This window comes from Nitratireductor sp. StC3 (assembly GCF_003015025.1).
Lineage (GTDB): Bacteria > Pseudomonadota > Alphaproteobacteria > Rhizobiales > Rhizobiaceae > Mangrovimarina > Mangrovimarina alexandrii.
The window spans coordinates 150,516-167,396 of the sequence record NZ_PYBP01000003.1 but is presented as its reverse complement, the minus strand read 5'-3'; the positions used below and the strand labels follow the sequence as shown (position 1 = coordinate 167,396).

The 16,881-nt window shown below is 67.1% G+C and carries 13 protein-coding genes; 10 read left to right on the top strand and 3 right to left on the bottom strand.

What is annotated here, in order from left to right; genetic code table 11:
• The first annotated feature begins 18 nt into the window (after positions 1-18).
• Together ileS and C7T96_RS07970 are read left to right on the top strand one after the other, a co-directional pair.
• On the top strand, positions 19-2,934 hold the full coding sequence (gene ileS / locus C7T96_RS07975; RefSeq protein WP_106570681.1) for an isoleucine--tRNA ligase: 2,916 nt from the start codon (positions 19-21) through the stop codon (positions 2,932-2,934).
• Positions 2,935-3,138: 204 nt separating this feature from the next.
• The gene (locus C7T96_RS07970) at positions 3,139-3,771 is read left to right on the top strand and encodes a hypothetical protein (protein WP_106570680.1); all 633 of its coding nucleotides are present in this window, start codon (positions 3,139-3,141) and stop codon (positions 3,769-3,771) included.
• Positions 3,772-3,916: 145 nt separating this feature from the next.
• Here the strand turns inward: C7T96_RS07970 and C7T96_RS07965 are convergent, their stop codons facing one another.
• Complete coding sequence (locus C7T96_RS07965; protein WP_106570679.1) at positions 3,917-4,366, bottom strand: nucleoside deaminase; 450 nt, start codon at positions 4,364-4,366, stop codon at positions 3,917-3,919.
• A gap of 211 nt (positions 4,367-4,577) precedes the next feature.
• Here C7T96_RS07965 and C7T96_RS07960 point away from each other — a divergent pair, with 211 nt between their 5' ends.
• The 5 genes from C7T96_RS07960 to C7T96_RS07940 all read left to right on the top strand — a co-directional run bounded on the left by C7T96_RS07960 (position 4,578) and on the right by C7T96_RS07940 (position 10,807).
• On the top strand, positions 4,578-6,497 hold the full coding sequence (locus tag C7T96_RS07960; protein WP_106570678.1) for a pseudouridine synthase: 1,920 nt from the start codon (positions 4,578-4,580) through the stop codon (positions 6,495-6,497).
• A complete protein-coding gene (gene rsmD, locus C7T96_RS07955; protein ID WP_106570677.1) occupies positions 6,497-7,051 on the top strand; it encodes a 16S rRNA (guanine(966)-N(2))-methyltransferase RsmD in 555 nt (184 codons plus the stop codon). The genes C7T96_RS07960 and rsmD overlap by 1 nt, the downstream gene beginning before the upstream one ends.
• A 106-nt stretch (positions 7,052-7,157) precedes the next feature.
• Positions 7,158-8,546, top strand: coding sequence for a pitrilysin family protein (locus tag C7T96_RS07950; protein WP_245414097.1), 1,389 nt, complete (start codon positions 7,158-7,160; stop codon positions 8,544-8,546).
• Entirely contained in the window at positions 8,546-9,922 is a 1,377-nt protein-coding gene (locus C7T96_RS07945; RefSeq protein ID WP_245414108.1) for a pitrilysin family protein, read from the top strand. Before C7T96_RS07950 ends, C7T96_RS07945 begins: the two co-directional genes overlap by 1 nt.
• A 3-nt stretch (positions 9,923-9,925) precedes the next feature.
• On the top strand, positions 9,926-10,807 hold the full coding sequence (locus tag C7T96_RS07940; RefSeq protein WP_106570676.1) for a patatin-like phospholipase family protein: 882 nt from the start codon (positions 9,926-9,928) through the stop codon (positions 10,805-10,807).
• Between the two features lie 22 nt (positions 10,808-10,829).
• On the opposite strand, the gene C7T96_RS07935 is transcribed toward C7T96_RS07940, so the two are convergent.
• Entirely contained in the window at positions 10,830-12,269 is a 1,440-nt protein-coding gene (locus C7T96_RS07935) for an MATE family efflux transporter (RefSeq protein ID WP_245414096.1), read from the bottom strand.
• A gap of 102 nt (positions 12,270-12,371) precedes the next feature.
• On the bottom strand, positions 12,372-14,189 hold the full coding sequence (locus C7T96_RS07930) for a monovalent cation:proton antiporter-2 (CPA2) family protein (protein ID WP_106570675.1): 1,818 nt from the start codon (positions 14,187-14,189) through the stop codon (positions 12,372-12,374).
• A gap of 132 nt (positions 14,190-14,321) precedes the next feature.
• On the opposite strand from C7T96_RS07930, the gene C7T96_RS07925 reads away from it, so the two are divergent.
• The 3 genes from C7T96_RS07925 (at position 14,322) to C7T96_RS07915 (ending at position 16,837) form a co-directional block, all read left to right on the top strand.
• Positions 14,322-15,665: a TldD/PmbA family protein gene (locus C7T96_RS07925; RefSeq protein ID WP_106570674.1), complete on the top strand. Its 1,344-nt coding sequence runs from the start codon at positions 14,322-14,324 to the stop codon at positions 15,663-15,665.
• Positions 15,652-16,452: a 3'(2'),5'-bisphosphate nucleotidase CysQ gene (locus tag C7T96_RS07920; protein ID WP_106570673.1), complete on the top strand. Its 801-nt coding sequence runs from the start codon at positions 15,652-15,654 to the stop codon at positions 16,450-16,452. The genes C7T96_RS07925 and C7T96_RS07920 overlap by 14 nt, the downstream gene beginning before the upstream one ends.
• 145 nt (positions 16,453-16,597) lie before the next feature.
• On the top strand, positions 16,598-16,837 hold the full coding sequence (locus C7T96_RS07915; RefSeq protein ID WP_106570938.1) for a DUF4170 domain-containing protein: 240 nt from the start codon (positions 16,598-16,600) through the stop codon (positions 16,835-16,837).
• Positions 16,838-16,881: the final 44 nt, after the last annotated feature.

Sequence of the window (16,881 nt, the reverse complement as noted above, 5' to 3'; positions counted from 1 at the left end):
CACCGACACGGCGAGACCATGACCGACACGTCCGACAAGCTCGACTATTCCAAGACCCTTTATCTGCCGAAGACCGATTTTCCCATGCGCGCCGGCCTGCCGCAGAAGGAGCCGCAACTCGTGGCGCGCTGGCAGGAGATGCAGCTTTACAAGACGCTGCGCGAGGCGGCGGCCGGACGGCCGCGCTTCGTGCTGCATGACGGGCCGCCCTATGCCAACGGCAACATCCATATCGGCCACGCGCTCAACAAGATCCTCAAGGACATGATCACGCGCTCCTTCCAGATGCGCGGCTACGATTCCAACTACGTTCCCGGTTGGGACTGCCACGGCCTGCCGATCGAATGGAAGATCGAGGAGCAGTACCGCGCCAAGGGCAAGAACAAGGACGAGGTGCCGGTCAACGAGTTCCGCAGGGAGTGCCGCGACTTCGCCCAGCACTGGATCGAGGTGCAGACCGAGGAGTTCAAGCGGCTCGGCATCGAGGGCGATTTCGAACGGCCCTACACGACGATGAATTTCCACGCCGAGGCGCGGATCGCCGGCGAATTGCTGAAATTCGCCATGTCGGACCAGCTTTATCGCGGCTCCAAGCCGGTGATGTGGTCGGTGGTCGAGCGCACCGCGCTGGCCGAGGCCGAAGTCGAATATCACGACTACGAATCCGACACGGTTTGGGTGAAGTTTCCGGTGGCAGAAGGCGCCGATGAGCTGCTTGGCGCCTTTGTCGTCATCTGGACGACCACGCCCTGGACGATCCCCGGCAACCGTGCCGTGTCGTTTTCGCCGCGCATCGCCTACGGTCTCTACGAGGTCACCGCCGCCGAGAACGATTTCGGGCCGCGGGCCGGCGAAAAGCTGATCTTCGCCGACGCGCTGGCCGAAGAATCCTTCACCAAGGCGAAGCTGGACTATAAGCGCCTGCGCGATGTCTCCCCTGAAGAACTGGGCGCCATCACCTGCGCCCACCCGTTGAAGGGTCTCGGCGGCGGCTATGACTTTTTCGTCCCGCTGATCGCCGGCGAGCACGTCACCGACGACGCCGGCACGGGATTCGTGCATACCGCGCCCGGTCATGGCCGCGAGGATTTCGACGCCTGGATGGACGCGGGCAAGGATCTGCGCGCGCGCGGCATCGACACCGCGATCCCGTTCACCGTCGACGATGCCGGTTTCTTCACCAGGGACGCGCCGGGCCTCGGTCCGGACCGCGAGGGCGGGGCGGCGCGCGTCATCGACGATAACGGCAAGAAGGGCGACGCCAACAAGGCCGTCATCGAAGCGCTGATCGAAAAGGACATGCTGTTCGCGCGCGGGCGGCTGAAACATTCCTACCCGCATTCCTGGCGCTCGAAGAAACCGGTGATCTTCCGCAACACGCCGCAATGGTTCGTCCATATGGACAAGGATCTCGGCGATGCCACCACGCTGCGCTCGCGGGCGCTGAACGCCATCGACGCCACCCGTTTCGTGCCGGCCGCCGGCCAGACCCGGCTGCGCTCGATGATCGAGGAGCGCCCCGACTGGGTGTTGTCGCGCCAGCGTGCCTGGGGCGTGCCGATCTGCGTCTTCGCCGACGACAACGGCACCGTGCTGAAGGACGAGGCCGTCAATGCCCGCATCCTCGAGGCGTTCGAGAACGAGGGCGCCGACGCCTGGTTCGCCGAGGGCGCCAAGGAACGCTTTCTCGGCAACGAACACGATCCGGCAAAGTGGAACCAGGTTACCGACATCCTCGACGTGTGGTTCGATTCGGGGTCCACGCATACGTTCACGCTGGAGGACCGGCCCGATCTGAAATGGCCGGCCGACGTCTATCTGGAAGGCTCCGACCAGCATCGCGGCTGGTTCCATTCCTCGCTGCTGGAAAGCTGCGGCACGCGCGGCCGCGCGCCCTACGACACCGTCATCACCCATGGCTTCACCATGGCCGAGGACGGGCGCAAGATGTCGAAATCGCTCGGCAACCAGGTCTTTCCGCAGGACGTAATGGCCAAGTCGGGCGCCGACATCCTGCGGTTGTGGGTGTCGACCACCGACTATTGGGAGGACCAGCGCCTCGGCAAGAACGTCATCCAGACCAATGTCGACGCCTATCGCAAGCTGCGCAACACGATCCGCTGGATGCTCGGCACGCTCGCGCATGACGACGGCGCGGAGGTGGCGCTCGCCGACATGCCGGAACTGGAGCGGCTGATGCTGCACCGGCTGGCCGAGCTCGACGGGCTGGTGCGCACCGGCTACGACAATTTCGACTTCAAGCGCATCGCCCGCGCGCTGGTCGATTTCATGGTCGTCGACCTGTCGGCGTTCTATTTCGATATCCGCAAGGACGCGCTCTACTGCGACGCGCCGTCGAGCGTCCGGCGCAAGGCGGCGATCGTGGTCGTGCGCCGGCTGTTCGACGCGGTGGTGAAATGGCTGGCGCCGATGCTGCCCTTCACCATGGAGGAAGCCTGGCTCGCGCGCTACACGAATGCGGTTTCGGTGCATCTGGAACAGTTTTCCGAGATCCCCGCCGACTGGCGCGACGAGGCGCTCGCGGCCAAATGGCGCAAGATCAGGCAGGTGCGTCGGGTCGTCACCGGGGCGCTGGAACTGGAGCGGGCCCGCAAGACGATCGGCTCGTCGCTGGAGGCGGCCCCGGTCGTCCACGTCGCCGACGCCGAGCTTCTGGCCGCGCTAGACGGCGTGGATCTCGCCGAGATCGCGATCACCAGCGGTGCCGAACTGGTGGCCGGTGCGGCACCCGACGGCGCGTTCGCCCTTGCCGAGGTCGATGGCGTAGGCGTCGTTTTTGCCCGCGCGGCGGGCACAAAATGCGCGCGCTCCTGGCGGTTCACCGACGATGTCGGCTCCGATCCGGACTTTCCCGACGTGTCGGCGCGCGACGCCGCGGCGCTGCGCGAGTTACAGGCGGCGGGACGATTGTGATCGGGCAGACGCGCCTGCCGGGGGCGGGCGCGTTGCTCTTGTTTCGGGCTTCAGGTAAAAGGCGGGCCGATGTCCCGTCAATTTGTTGCCGGATTTTCGGCTCAAGACGGTGCGGACGGGCAGATTTGCAAGACCAAGAGGCGGTTTGAAGTGAAAACAACTGGCGTTTTACGCACAGGCGGTCCCGCCGGGGCGAAAGTGCTGATGCTTGCCGCGGCGGCCGTTTCGCTGTCGGCCTGCATGGGCGCACCGACCTACGGCACCGACAAGCCCGCCGACCAGCAATTGCTGGAGGATCTGACCGGCGTTCTGTCGCTGGGGCCGAAGGACAAGAAGACGATCCAATACAAGCCGCGTCCCGAACTGGTCAAACCGGCCTCGACCGCGAGCCTGCCGGCGCCGCAGGACGATGTCGTGACCGCGTCGAACCCGGCCTGGCCGGAATCGCCCGAGCAGCGCCGCGAGCGCATTCGCGCCGAAGCCTCGATCGGCAGCGAAGCCTATAATTTCGAACCGGAAGTGGTCGACGGTGCCGCGACCAGAAGGCAGCGTATGCCTTTAAGACATACGAAAGGCGATCCGGTCGACATCAACGGCAATTCGATCCTCGAAAACACGGGAAGCGGTCGCAAGGAATTCAACCGCCGGCTGGCGGAGAACAATCAGGGCAGCCCCACCAACCGCAAATATCTGTCCGAACCGCCGCTCGATTACCGCGCACCGGCCGCCTCGGCACCTGCCGGGGATGTCGGCGAGGACGAATGGCGCAAGAAGAAGCGCCGCGAGCAGGGCAGCACCAAGGGAAGCTGGAGCCTGCGCGATCTCGTGCCCTGGTGAGCGCGCGTGCCTGACGCGCCGGGGCTCACATGATCGTGACCCGCGACCGCGTTTCCAGGCCAAGTGGAAACCCGCTCGCCGTTCGGAAGCGCGTTAGGTCAACAAGTCAGAGCCGGTCTGCGGAACCGTGAAAGGCAGAACGGCGCTAATCGCGGCGGTCGCGAAAAAAATCCTTCAACAGCGCGGCGGCTTCGCGCTCGGCGAAGCCTGAATAGATTTCCGGCGCGTGGTGGCAGGTGGCCGAGGCGAAGAATCGGCCGCCATGGTCGACCGCGCCGCCCTTGACGTCGGCGGCGGCGAAGTAAAGCCGGCGGATGCGGGCGAAGGAGATCGCCGCCGCGCACATGGCGCACGGTTCCAGGGTTACGTAGAGATCGGCCCCGTCGAGGCGCTGCGAGCCGGCGGCGCGACAGGCCTGACGGATCGCGAGTATCTCGGCATGCGCAGTCGGGTCGTTCAGTTCGCGGGTGCGGTTTCCGGCCCGCGCGACGATCTTTCCGTCGGCGACGATGACGGCGCCGACCGGCACTTCGGCGCGCGCGGCAGCGGCGCGCGCCTCGGCCAGCGCCTCGCCCATGAAATCGGGACGTTTCACGGCGTCTCCATCGGATAATTCTCTCGCATGCCTTCGGGCTTGCTGATAGTTAGCCGCGCGGGACGGCTGAGACCAGAGCCAATGGAGGCACGGGCGGCCATCCCGCAGATCAGGCACGACCCGGCGATGACAGGGCGTGATCGCGTTTGGACGAGACGGCGCCATGCCCGTTACCGGTCGCGGGCACGCAACGAGAAAGCAAGACGAGACGATGTCGAAGGATGACAAGGCGGGTCGCGGCCGGCGCGACCAGGATCGCAAGCCGGGCGGCGGCGCGGGCTCCAAGCCAGGCTTTGCCAAGCGCGCGAAAATGGGCGGCCGCGGGGCGCCGGACGCAGAGCGCGAAACCGGCGAGCGGATTGCCAAACGTCTGGCGCGGGCCGGCATCGCGTCGCGTCGCGAGGCGGAAACGCTGATCGCGGCCGGGCGCGTGGCCGTCAATGGCCGGGTGCTCGACAGTCCCGCGATCAATGTCGGGCCGGCCGACCGGATCGAACTCGACGGCAAGCCAATCCCGGCGGTGGAGCGCACGCGGCTTTTTCTGTTTCACAAGCCGGCCGGTCTGGTCACCACGAATCGCGACCCGGAAGGCCGCACGACGATTTTCGATGCCCTGCCCAAGGACCTGCCGCGCCTGATCACGGTCGGCCGGCTCGACATCAACACCGAGGGGCTTTTGCTTCTGACCAATGATGGCGGCTTGGCGCGGACGTTGGAACTGCCGTCGACGGGCTGGTTGCGGCGCTACCGTGTGCGCGCGCATGGCGCCGTCGACGAGGCGCGTCTGAAGGCGCTTGCCGACGGCATCGCCGTTGACGGGGTTTTCTACGGCTCCATCGAGGCGACGCTGGAACGCCAGCAGGGCAGCAATGCCTGGCTGAGCATCGGCCTGCGCGAGGGCAAGAATCGCGAGGTCAAGAACGTGCTCGGGTCGCTCGGCCTGGAGGTGACGCGGCTCATTCGCATTTCCTTCGGTCCCTTCCAACTGGCCGACCTCGCCGAAGGCGCCGTGCTGGAGGTCAAGGGCAAGACCCTGCGCGACCAGCTCGGCGAACGGCTGATCGAGGAGGCCGGCGCCAATTTCGACGCACCGGTCGTCACGGCTTTTTCCAACAGTCCCGTCGTCGCGTCGCCGGCCCGGCCGGCGCGCGAACCGGCCGGGCCGGGCGAGCGCCGGCGCCGCGAGCCGCTGGAGGCAGGCGAGGGCGGGCTGATCAAGTCGAAGCGCCGGTCGCGCGACGATCGCCGGGAGGGCGCGCTGTCGCGGCTCGACACCAAGCCGCAACGGAAGGATTTCGGGGCCAAGAAAACGGCCGAACCGCGTCGCGCCCGCTCGGCCAATGTGTGGATGGCGCCCGGAGCCAGACCGCCGGGCAAGGCGAAGGCGGACGAGCCGGCCGAAGCGGAGCGGCAGCGGAAGGGCACGCGCGGCGAGGCCCCGCGCAAACCTTATGCGCGGTCCGAACGCGACAAGGGCGAGGGACGCGGCGACGGCCCGCGCAAGCCTTATGCGCGGCCCGAGCGCGACAGGACCGAGGGACGCGGCGACGGCCCGCGCAAGCCTTACGCGCGGCCCGACCGCGACAGGACCGAGGGACGCGGCGACGGCCCGCGCAAGCCTTATGCGCGGTCCGAGCGCGACAAGGGCGAGGGACGCGGCGAGGCCCCGCGCAAGCCTTATGCGCGGCCCGAGCGCGACAGGACCGAGGGACGCGGCGACGGCCCGCGCAAACCTTATGCGCGGCCCGAGCGCGACAAGGGCGAGGGACGCGGCGAGGCCCCGCGCAAACCTTATGCGCGGCCTGATCGCGACAGGACCGAGGGACGCGGCGACGGCCCGCGCAAGCCTTACGCGCGGCCCGAGCGCGACAAGGGCGAAGAGCGGGGTAAGGCCGAAGGCGTCCGCCATGACGGCAAGCCGGCCGGCCCGCGCAAGGATTTCACCGGCAAGGGCAATAGCGGCAAGCCCCGTCCGCCGGGTCGGGCCGGCGCAGGGGGCAAGCCGACAGGCAGGCCCGGCGCAAAACCGGCTGACGCGGCCGGCAAGGGCGGCAAGCCCGGCGGTTTTGCCGGCAAACCCGGCGGCGGTCCGCGCAAGAGCGGTCCGCGGGTGAAGCCGAAGGCACGCTGATGCGGATTGTGGGCGGTGCACTGCGCGGCCGGCCGCTGAGCGCGCCGCGCTCGGACGCCATCCGGCCGACGAGCGACCGCGCCCGCGAGGCGTTGTTCAACATTCTCGCACACCGTTTTTCCGGCCGGCCCGAGGGCGCGCGCGTGCTCGATCTTTTCGCCGGTACCGGCGCGCTTGGCCTGGAGGCGCTGTCGCGGGGGGCGGAGTTCTGCCTGTTCGTGGAGGAGGCGGCCCCGGCGCGCGCCCTGATCCGCGCCAATGTCGAAAGTTTCGGCCTGCAGGGACGCACCAAGATTTTCCGCCGCGACGCCGCGCGCCTGGGCGAGGCGGGCACGATCATGCCCTTCGACCTGGTCTTTGCCGATCCGCCCTACGGCAAGGGGCTGGGCGAGCACGCGATCGCGGCCGCGCTGGCGGGCGGCTGGCTCAAGCCCGATGCGCTGATCGTGCTGGAAGAGGCCGCGTCGGCCGCCTTCGTATCGCCTGCCGGCACGCAGATTGTCGAAGAGCGCCATTTTGGCGACACGATCCTCCGCTTCATGCAAGCGACCTGAGCCCTCCGCGCAAGGCGGTGCCGAAGAGTTCATCGGCGCGCCGTTCAGGCAACGGCCGCGTTGCGCTAGGCTGCGCGGGACAGATCCACGATCGAGGTGATTCATCATGCCACAGGCCCGATACCGTTTTCGACTGGCGGCCGCCGCCGTCATGTCGGGTGCGGTCATGCTTTCCGCCGCCAGCGCCGCACCGCCGGCGCCGGCTCCCAAACCGGACGGGCAATCGGCGGTCAGCCGCTTCGTGCTCGACAACGGGCTCGAAATCGTCGTCATACCCGACCGCCGCGCGCCGATCGTCACCCATATGTTGTGGTACAAGGTCGGCAGCGCCGACGAGGCGCCGGGCAAGTCCGGCATCGCCCATTTCTTCGAGCATCTGATGTTCAAGGGCACCACCAACCACGCACCGGGCGAGTTTTCGCGCCGTGTCGCGGAGATCGGCGGCCAGGAAAACGCCTTCACCTCGTATGATTATACCGCCTATTTCCAGCAGGTGACGCCCGAGGCGCTTGAGACGATGATGGCCTACGAGGCCGACCGCATGCGCAATCTCGTCCTGACCGAGGCGGTGATCGGGCCGGAGCGCGACGTCATTCTGGAAGAGCGCGGCTCGCGGGTGGAAAACGAACCGGGCGGCCTGCTGGGCGAGGAGGTCAACGCCACGCTCTACCAGAACCATCCCTACGGCGTGCCGGTGATCGGCTGGATGCACGAGATCGAGGCCCTCAACCGGACCGACGCGATCGCCTTTTACGAGCGTTATTACGCGCCCAACAATGCGGTGCTGGTGGTGGCCGGCGACGTCTCGGCCGAGCGGGTGCGCACGCTTGCCGAACGGACTTACGGCAAGGTGGCGCGCGGTCCGGCGCTGCCGCCGCGGCTGCGGCCGCGCGAGCCGGAGCAGAATACCCGGCGTACGGTGACGCTGAACGATGCGCGCGTGTCGCAGCCCTCCTTCCGCAAGGCCTGGGTGGTGCCGTCCTACGCGACCGGCGCCTCCGGGGAGGCCGAGGCGCTCGACCTTCTGTCGGAAATTCTCGGCGGCGGCGTACGCAGCCGCGCCTATGAGGCGCTGGTGGTCGAACAGGGCATCGCCTCGTCGGTGGGCGCTTATTACCAGTCCAATGCCCTCGACGATACCAGCTTCGAGATTTACGGCCGGCCGCGCGGCGGCGCGACGATCGCTGAGGTCGAGGAGGCGCTGGACGCCGAAATCGACCGGATCGTCACGGACGGGGTGAGCGAAGACGAGCTTGCCGCCGCCAAGAAGCGTTATGTCCGCTCGCTGATCTTCGCGCGCGACAGCCAGCGCGGCATGGCGCATATTTACGGCGCGACCCTGACGACGGGCGGCACGATCGAAGACATCGAAAAATGGCCTGAGCGCATCGAGGCCGTCACCGCTGAACAGCTCCGGGACGTCGCGCGACGCTATCTGGTGCTCGACCGGTCGGTGGCCGGTTATCTGTTGCCGCTCGAGGAGGCCCGCCCGTGATGCTTTTCCGTCCGATGCAGAAACCGATCCTTGCCGCGGCACCGTTGCGCCCGGCCGTCATCCTTGCCGCCTGCGTCGCCGTCCTGGCGAGCGCCTTGATCGCGATCGCGCCGGCCCGGGCGGCGGTCGAAATCCAGAAAGTGGTCAGCGACAAGGGCATCACCGCCTGGCTGGTGGAAGACTATTCGGTGCCGCTGATCTCGATCCGTTTCGCCTTCGAGGGCGGCAGCACCCAGGAGCCGGCCGGCAAGGAAGGCTTGGCGAAGCTCATGGGCGGCCTGTTCGACGAAGGCGCCGGCGATCTCGAGCGCAAGGCGTTTCAGGAGCGTCTCGACGCCAGCGGGGCGGAAATGTCGTTCAGCTCGGGCGCCGACGCGTTTTACGGGTCGATGCGCATGCTTGCCGAGGAACGGGCCGCGGCCTTCGAATTGTTGGCGCTCGCCGTCAACAAGCCACGCTTCGACGCGGAGCCGCTGACGCGCATCCGCGCCCAATTGATCGCGCGGCTCAAGGCGCGCGAGCGCGACCCGGCAACCCGCGCGGATATCGCCTGGACCAGCGCGATCTACGGCGAACATCCCTATGCGCGCCGCAGCGAGGGCACGGCCGAAACCCTGGCCGGATTGACGGCCGACGATCTGGCGGCGTTTCACTCCCGCCTATTCGCGCGCGGCAATCTGGTCGTCGGCGTGGTCGGAACGATCGATGCCGAAACGCTCAAGGGCGAACTCGACCGCGTGTTCGGCACGCTGCCGGCCGCGCCGCGGCTTGCGCCCGTCAACCAGGTCGAGCCGAAGCTTGATCAGCGCATCGCGCTCGATTTCGACGTGCCGCAGGCTTCGTTGCGTTTGGCCTATCCCGGCATGGCGCGCGACGATCCTGAATTCTTCGCCGCCTATCTGATGAATCACGTTCTGGGCGGGGGCACGTTTTCCTCGAGATTGTTCACCGAAGTGCGCGAAAAGCGCGGCCTGGCCTACGGTATCGGCTCGGGAATCGTGAACCGCGACTATTCCTCCGCGTTGATGATCGGGACGTCGACCCGCGCCGACCGCGCGGCCGAGACGCTGGCCGTCATCCGAGACGTGGTCGCGGACATGGCCGAGAACGGGCCGACCGCGCAGGAACTGGCGGACGCCAAGGCCTATGTCAAAGGCGCCTACGCGATCGGCAATCTCGACACCTCGATGGCGATCGCGCGCACGCTGGTCGATTTGCAGGTGGAGGATCTCGGCATCGACTATATCGAACGGCGCGAGGCGCTGATCGACGCCGTCAGCCTGGACGCGGTAAAAAAAGCGGCCAAACGCTTGCTCTCGGCCGAACCGGCGGTGATGATCGTCGGACCGGCGACCGGCGCCAACAAGGAGGACTGAGCGGTGCGGGATGAAGCGGGGCGGGGCGGCAGCACCGGCGGCGGGCCGACATTCGCGGTCGCCTTCGGCGGCGGCGGCGCGCGCGGCCTTGCGCATATCCACGTGATCGAGGCGCTCGACGAACTCGGCATCCGGCCGCGCGCGATCAGCGGCTCCTCAATCGGCGCGATCATGGGCGCGGGCATGGCGGCCGGCATGAGCGGGCGCGACATTCACGCCTATGCGCGCTCCATTCTCGGGCGCCGCTCCGAGGTCGCGACGCGGATGTGGCGCGCGCGGCCGGGCAGTTTCGCCGAATTCGTGTCGGGGGGCGTCCGCGTCAGCCAATTCAATGTCGAACGCATCCTGAAATCCTTCCTGCCCGACGCGATACCGGACACGTTCGAGGAGTTGTCGATACCGCTCAAGGTGACCGCCACCGACTATTACCGCCACGACCTGGCGGTGTTCGACAGCGGCGAGCTCAATTCCGCGCTTGCCGCGTCGGCGGCGATACCGGCCGTGTTCCGGCCGGTGCGGCGCGACGGACGCATCCTGATCGACGGCGGCATCTACAATCCCGTGCCGTTCGATCTGGTCGAGGGCCTGGCCGATATCGTGATCGGCATCGACGTCGTCGGCGCGCCGGCGCCCGAAGCCACCAAGATGCCCAATTCGATCGACCTGATGTTCGGCGCCACGCAATTGATGATGCAGTCGATCATCGCGCTGAAGCTGCAGTCGTCCCGGCCGGCGATCCTGCTGCGGCCGCCGGTCTCGCGGTTCCGGGTGCTCGATTTCCTGAAGATCGACGCCGTGATGGCCGACACTGTGTCGATCAAGGACGAACTCAAGCGCGCCGTCGACGTTGCGGTGGCGAAACACGCGAAAATTCCCGCCGAATAGGCCTTGCCGTTCCGGAACCGGCTTATCCGGCGGTCGCGGCCTTGCCGGTGGAAAACGGCGACTGGCCGGCCGGCGGCGGCCCGGGCAGGGGCGGTTCGGCGGGCGGATCGTCCGCGATCCGGCGCACCACCCTGAAACAGACGACGACCGCCGCCAGGCCGAACATCACCGCGCCCAGGCCCCAGCCGGCGATCACGCCCTCGGCGCCGTAGAAATGGGCGCCGGCCCACACGAACGGGATGACGCCGAGCGTCGAGCGCCCCCAGTTGAAGGCGGTCGAATAGGTCGGATAGCCGAGATTGTTGAAGGCGGCGTTGGCCACGAACAGGGCGCCGTTGAACAGGAAACTGCCGGCCGCGAACAGGCAGAAGAACACCACCAGGTCGCGTGCGCCGCCATGGGCGTTGAACAGGGCGGCGATCTGCTCGCTTAACAGCGCAAGCAACGCCCAGGCAAACAGCACATAGACCACCGTGACGATAAGGCTGCTGCGCATCGTGTCGTAGAGCCGATCGAAACGCCGGGCACCGTAATTTTGGCCAAGAATCGGGCCGACCGCGCCGGAAAGCGAGAAAATCGCGCCAAAAGCGACGGGAATCAGGCGGCCGATAATGGCCCAGCCGGCCACCGCCTCGTCGCCGAAACGGGAAATGACGCTGGTGACATAGGCGTTGCCGACCGGCGTCGCGATTTGGGTGAGCACGGCCGGAATGCCGATTGAGAAGAACGGGCGCGCCGTCGCCATGAAGCGCGTGCGGTCCGGCCAGCGGATAAGCCCATGCACGATCTGGGCGCCGTGTAGGCCGACCACGATCATCACCATGCGCGATAAAACCGTGGAAATGGCGGCGCCGTCGAGGCCGAGACCGAAGCCGAAGATCAGCAGCGGATCGAGGATCGCGGCGGCGAAGCCGCTGGTCAAGGTCACGTACATGGCGCGGCGGGCGTCGCCGGTGCCGCGCAGAACGCCGGTTAATGCCATGCCGACGCCCACGATCGGCGCCGACGGCAGCACGATCTGCAGGAAGCGCGTCGCCATGTCGAGGGTTCTGCCCTCCGCGCCGAGAAGGGCGACGAGTTCGCGCAGGAACGGCCAGGCGATCGCCGTCATCAGCCCGAGCGTGGCGGCCATGTAGACGAGCGCGGCGCCACCGGCGGCGGCGGCGTCGTCGCGCGAGCCGCGCCCAAGAGCGCGCGACACCAGCGCCGAGGTCGCGATCGTCAGCCCGATGCCCACAGAAACGGTGAAGAACATCAGCGTGGTTGCAAAGCCGATCGCCGCGGCGAGTTCCTGGACGCCGAGCAGCGAGATGTAGAACAGGTTGAGCGCGTCGACGATGAAGATCGATACCAGACCGACCGAGCCGGTGGCCGTCATCACCACGACGTGGCGCATCGTCGACCCGGTGGTGAACTTGGCCTGCTCGGGCGGCGGCGTGCCGGTTTCCGGTTCGGCGGTCATGCCGCAACCACCCGCTCGACGGGGCTCGTCCGGGCACGGGCGCGTGCTGGTGAAAATGCGGTCATCCGGTCGGGTTCCAGAAAGAATGCGGGCACGAGGCGTTTATCGGGCGGGTTCGGTGTTGCCGGACGCCTCGGCGTCCTTGTCGATGCGCCGCGCCTCCCGGCTCGGCTTGACCAGCGGTTCGGGTGTCATGGGTCGGGTCTTCAACATGTCGGTGCCGGCGTAAAGCCCCTCGACCGCCTGGATCGCCAGGCGTTCCTCGTCGCGCCGCCGCACGTCCTCGCCGATCCCGGCGACGGTTTCCTCGTCGAAGCCCAGGGCCTCCAGGGTCCGGCGGCCGAACAAAAGCCCGGATTCGAAGGTTTCGCGCAGTTCGTAATCGACACCCTTGGCGCGCAGTTCGAGCGCGTGCGTGCGGTCGTAAGAGCGCACATAGAGCTTGGCGTGCGGATATTCCATCTGGATCAGGTCGACGATGCGGTCGGTCGTCTCCTTCTCCCTGGTGCAGATGGCGACGATCTTGGTGTGGCGAATGCCGGCGGCCTCCAGCACGTCCTTGCGGCAGCCGTCGCCGAAATAGATGCGGAAGCCGAATTTCTCCACCGCGCGCACCCGGTTGGCGGAATGGTCGATGATGGTGACGTCGCGGCCGCCCGACAGCAGGATCTGGGCGGCGATCTGGCCGAAGCGCGAAAAGCCGATCATCAGCACGTCGGAGCCGGCGCCGTCGAAATCCTCTTCCATGGTTTCGGCCTCCTCGGCGGGGATGAGCCAACGCGACAGTCCGGCGCCGATCGGCGTCAGCACCATGGACAGCGTCACGATCGAGATCAGCAGCGAGGCGGTGGTCTCGGGGAAGATCGAAGCCGAGGCGGCGGCCGAGAAAATGACGAACCCGAACTCGCCGCCCTGCGGCAGCAGCAGGCTGACGCGCACCGAGGGGGCATGCGGCGAGCCGAACAGGCGGCACAGCGCATAGATACAGGCGGCCTTGATCGCCATCAGGATCGGCACGGATACCACGATCGTCAGCCAGTTCTCCAAAATGACGTCGAGCTGCAGCGACAGGCCGACGGCCATGAAGAACAGCGCGATCAGGATGCCGCGAAACGGCTCGATATCGGCCTCCAGCTCGTGGCGGTAGGACGATTCGGCCAGCATCACCCCGGCGATGAAGGCGCCCATCGCCATCGACAGGCCGGCAAACTGCATCAGCGCGGCGGCGCCCAGCACGACGAACAGGGCGGCCGCGATCATCGCTTCCTTGGCGCCGGTATTGGCGATGATGCGAAACAAGGGGTTGAGCAGATAGCGGCCGGCGGCGAGCAGGGCGACGACCGCCACGACCGCGATCGCGAACTGCTCGAGACCGGTGCGTTCGCTCTCGCCGCCGCCGGGCGCAAACAAGGGTACCAGTGCCAAAAGCGGCACGATCGCCAGATCCTGAAACAGCAGGATCGAAAACGACGTCTGGCCGTAATGGCGGTTGGTGTCGCCGCGTTCCTCCAGAAGCTGCATGGCAAAGGCGGTCGAGGACAGCGCGAGCGCGAACCCGACGATCATGGCGGACTGCCAGACCAGATCGGTGAAAGCCAGCGTGACCGCGGTCAGGACAAGGCCGGTGACCATCACCTGGCTCAGTCCGAGGCCGAAAATGTCGCGGCGCATCGCCCACAGGCGCGAGGGTTTGAGTTCCAGCCCGATGACGAACAGCAACAACACCACGCCGAGCTCGGCGACGTGCAGCAATTCCTCGCCGTCGGCGATCAGGGTCGCGACCGGGCCGATCGCCACGCCGGCGGCGAGATAACCAAGCACCGTCGCCAGGCCGATCCGCTTGAAAAGCGGCGCTGCGATCACGGCCCCGCCGAGAAGCAGAAGCGCCTGCGAGAAATATGTCGCGCCTTCGGCAGCCATGGACCTCCCCGGTAATCGTTCGAGCGCGGCGATGCGCGCCATTGCACATGAGCCTGCGGCGCAATAGATGGAACCTGTCCGCGTCGCGGCCGCTCCTGCCCGCATGGCGAGGCTTTCCACCGGAAATAACGTATGTCAGACCGCATGAATACCGAAAAGCTTGGCGACCTTGTCACGGCACTGGTCGAGGCGGGCACGCGCGCCGGGGCCGATGCAGCCGACGCCGTCGTCATGCGCAGCCGCTCGTCCAGTGTCTCGGTGCGGCTCGGCAAGGTGGAATCGACCGATTCGTCGGAAAGCGATTCGGTCGCGCTGCGGGTTTTCGTCGGTCGGCGCGTGGCGAGCGTTTCGGCCAGCAACGGCGCGGATATTCCCGCACTCGCCGAGCGCGCCGTCGCCATGGCCAAGGCCTCGCCGGAAGACCCGTTTCAGGGGCTGGCCGAGCCGGCCCTGCTGGCGGCCGACTTTCCCGATCTGGACTTGTTCGATCCCACGGAGTTGAGCAGCGAGCGGCTGCGCGCCGACGCGCTGGCGGCCGAGGAGGCCGCGCTCGCGGTCGAGGGCGTCACCAATTCTGGCGGGAGTTCGGCCAGTGCCGGTCTCGGCGGACTGGTGCTGGCGACCTCGAACGGATTTTTCGGACACTATGCCAAAACCCGGTTTTCGCGCGCGGCAAGCGTGATTGCCGGCGAGGGCACGGCGATGGAGCGCGATTACGATTTTTCCTCGCGGCTGCATTTTTCCGAACTCGACGCTCCCGAGGAGATCGGACGCAGAGCGGGCGAACGCGCGGTGCGCCGGCTCGGCGCACGCAAGGCCGGAAGCGGGCCGATCACCGTGATATGCGATCCGCGTGTGGCGCGCGGCATCGCCGGGCATCTGGCGAGCGCCATCAACGGCGCGGCGGTGGCCCGCAAGACCAGTTTTTTGCGCGACCGCATGGGCAAGCCCGTGGCCGCGGCCGCGATTACGGTAACCGACGCGCCGCGTCGCGTGCGCGGCCCCTCGTCACGGCCCTTCGACGGCGAAGGGGTTGCCGGCGAGGCGCTGGTGATGATCGACAAGGGCGTGCTCGGGCACTGGTTCTTGTCGACCTCGGTCGCGCGCGAACTCGGCCTGCGCACCAATGGCCGCGGCGTGCGCTCGGGCTCCTCCGTCACGCCGGCCTCCACCAATCTGGCGATCGAGCCCGGCGAGGCGTCGCCGCAGGAGCTGATCGCCTCGGTGCAATCCGGGTTTTACGTCACCGAGGTGTTCGGTCAGGGCGTCAACATGGTGACGGGTGAATATAGTCGTGGTGCGTCGGGGTTTCTGATCGAAAACGGCGAACTGACGCGGCCGGTTTCGGAAGTCACGATCGCGTCCAATCTCCAGGACATGTTCATGCGCATGGTTCCGGCGAACGACATCGACCGCAGCTTCGGCACCGCGGCGCCGACCCTTTTGATCGAAGGAATGACGCTTGCGGGAGACTGACCCCACCCGGCTTCACGAGGCTGATCTCGACCTGATCCGCGAGGCGGCGACCGAGGCGGGCCGGATCGCGCTCGGCTATTTCGGCAAGAATCCGGAGGTCTGGCTCAAGGGCGGCCGTTCGCCGGTCAGCGAGGCCGATCTCAAGGTCGACCGCTTCCTGCGCACATCCCTGACCGCGGCGCGGCCGGACTATGGCTGGCTTTCTGAAGAAACCCAGGATTCGCCCGCACGGCTGACGGCGCGGCGAACCTTCGTCGTCGATCCGATCGACGGAACACGCGGTTTTCTTGAGGGCCGCGACACGTGGTGCGTCAGTATCGCCGTCATCGAGGACGGCAAGCCTTTGGCAGGCGTCCTCGAATGTCCGGCCACGTCGGAGACCTTTTGGGCGACGCCGGCGCAGGGCGCGTTTCTGGACGGGCGCGGCATTGCCGTCAGGCAGCCCGGCGAGCCGGCGCTTGTCGGCGGTCCGAAAGGGCTCGTGGGCGCGGTGGCCGAGCCGCTCCGCTCCGGCATCAAGCGTGCCGCCTACGTGCCGTCGCTGGCCTACCGTCTCGCGCTCCTGGCCTGCGGCCGGCTCGACGCCACGTTCGTCAGTCCCAATTCGCACGATTGGGACCTTGCCGCCGCCGATCTCATCTTGAGGGAGGCGGGCGGGCTTATCTTGAACGAATTCGGGCAAGCACCGATCTATGGCAGGCCGGATGTGAGCCACGGCGCGCTGGTGGCCGGCAGCGGCGATCTGGTGCGGGCGCTGGCGAAAACCATCGACCCGCAGGCGGCGTGAGAGGATGCGCGTCCGAATCGCTGATGTGGCGGCGAACGCGTGAAACGGAGCCGGCGGTTTACGTAAACGGAAAAGCGTGTGTTTCCATCCGCGCATGAATGATTTAAGCAGATTCGGAATTTCGAACATGATGGCGGGCAAGGAAATGGCTGAGGACACCGGCGAGAAGCAGCTTTTGCACCTGGTTTTCGGCGGCGAGCTCGATTCCCTCGACGGCGTCAATTTCCGCGATCTCGAGGCGCTCGACATCGTCGGGGTCTATCCGAACTACAAGGCGGCGGAAGCGGCCTGGCGGGCCAAGGCGCAAGCCACTGTCGACAACGCGCATATGCGCTATTTCATTGTCCACCTGCATCGTCTTCTCGATCCAGAGACGGACGGTTAGCGGGACGGATCCGATGACGGATGAGCATCTGGGCCGCCTTGACG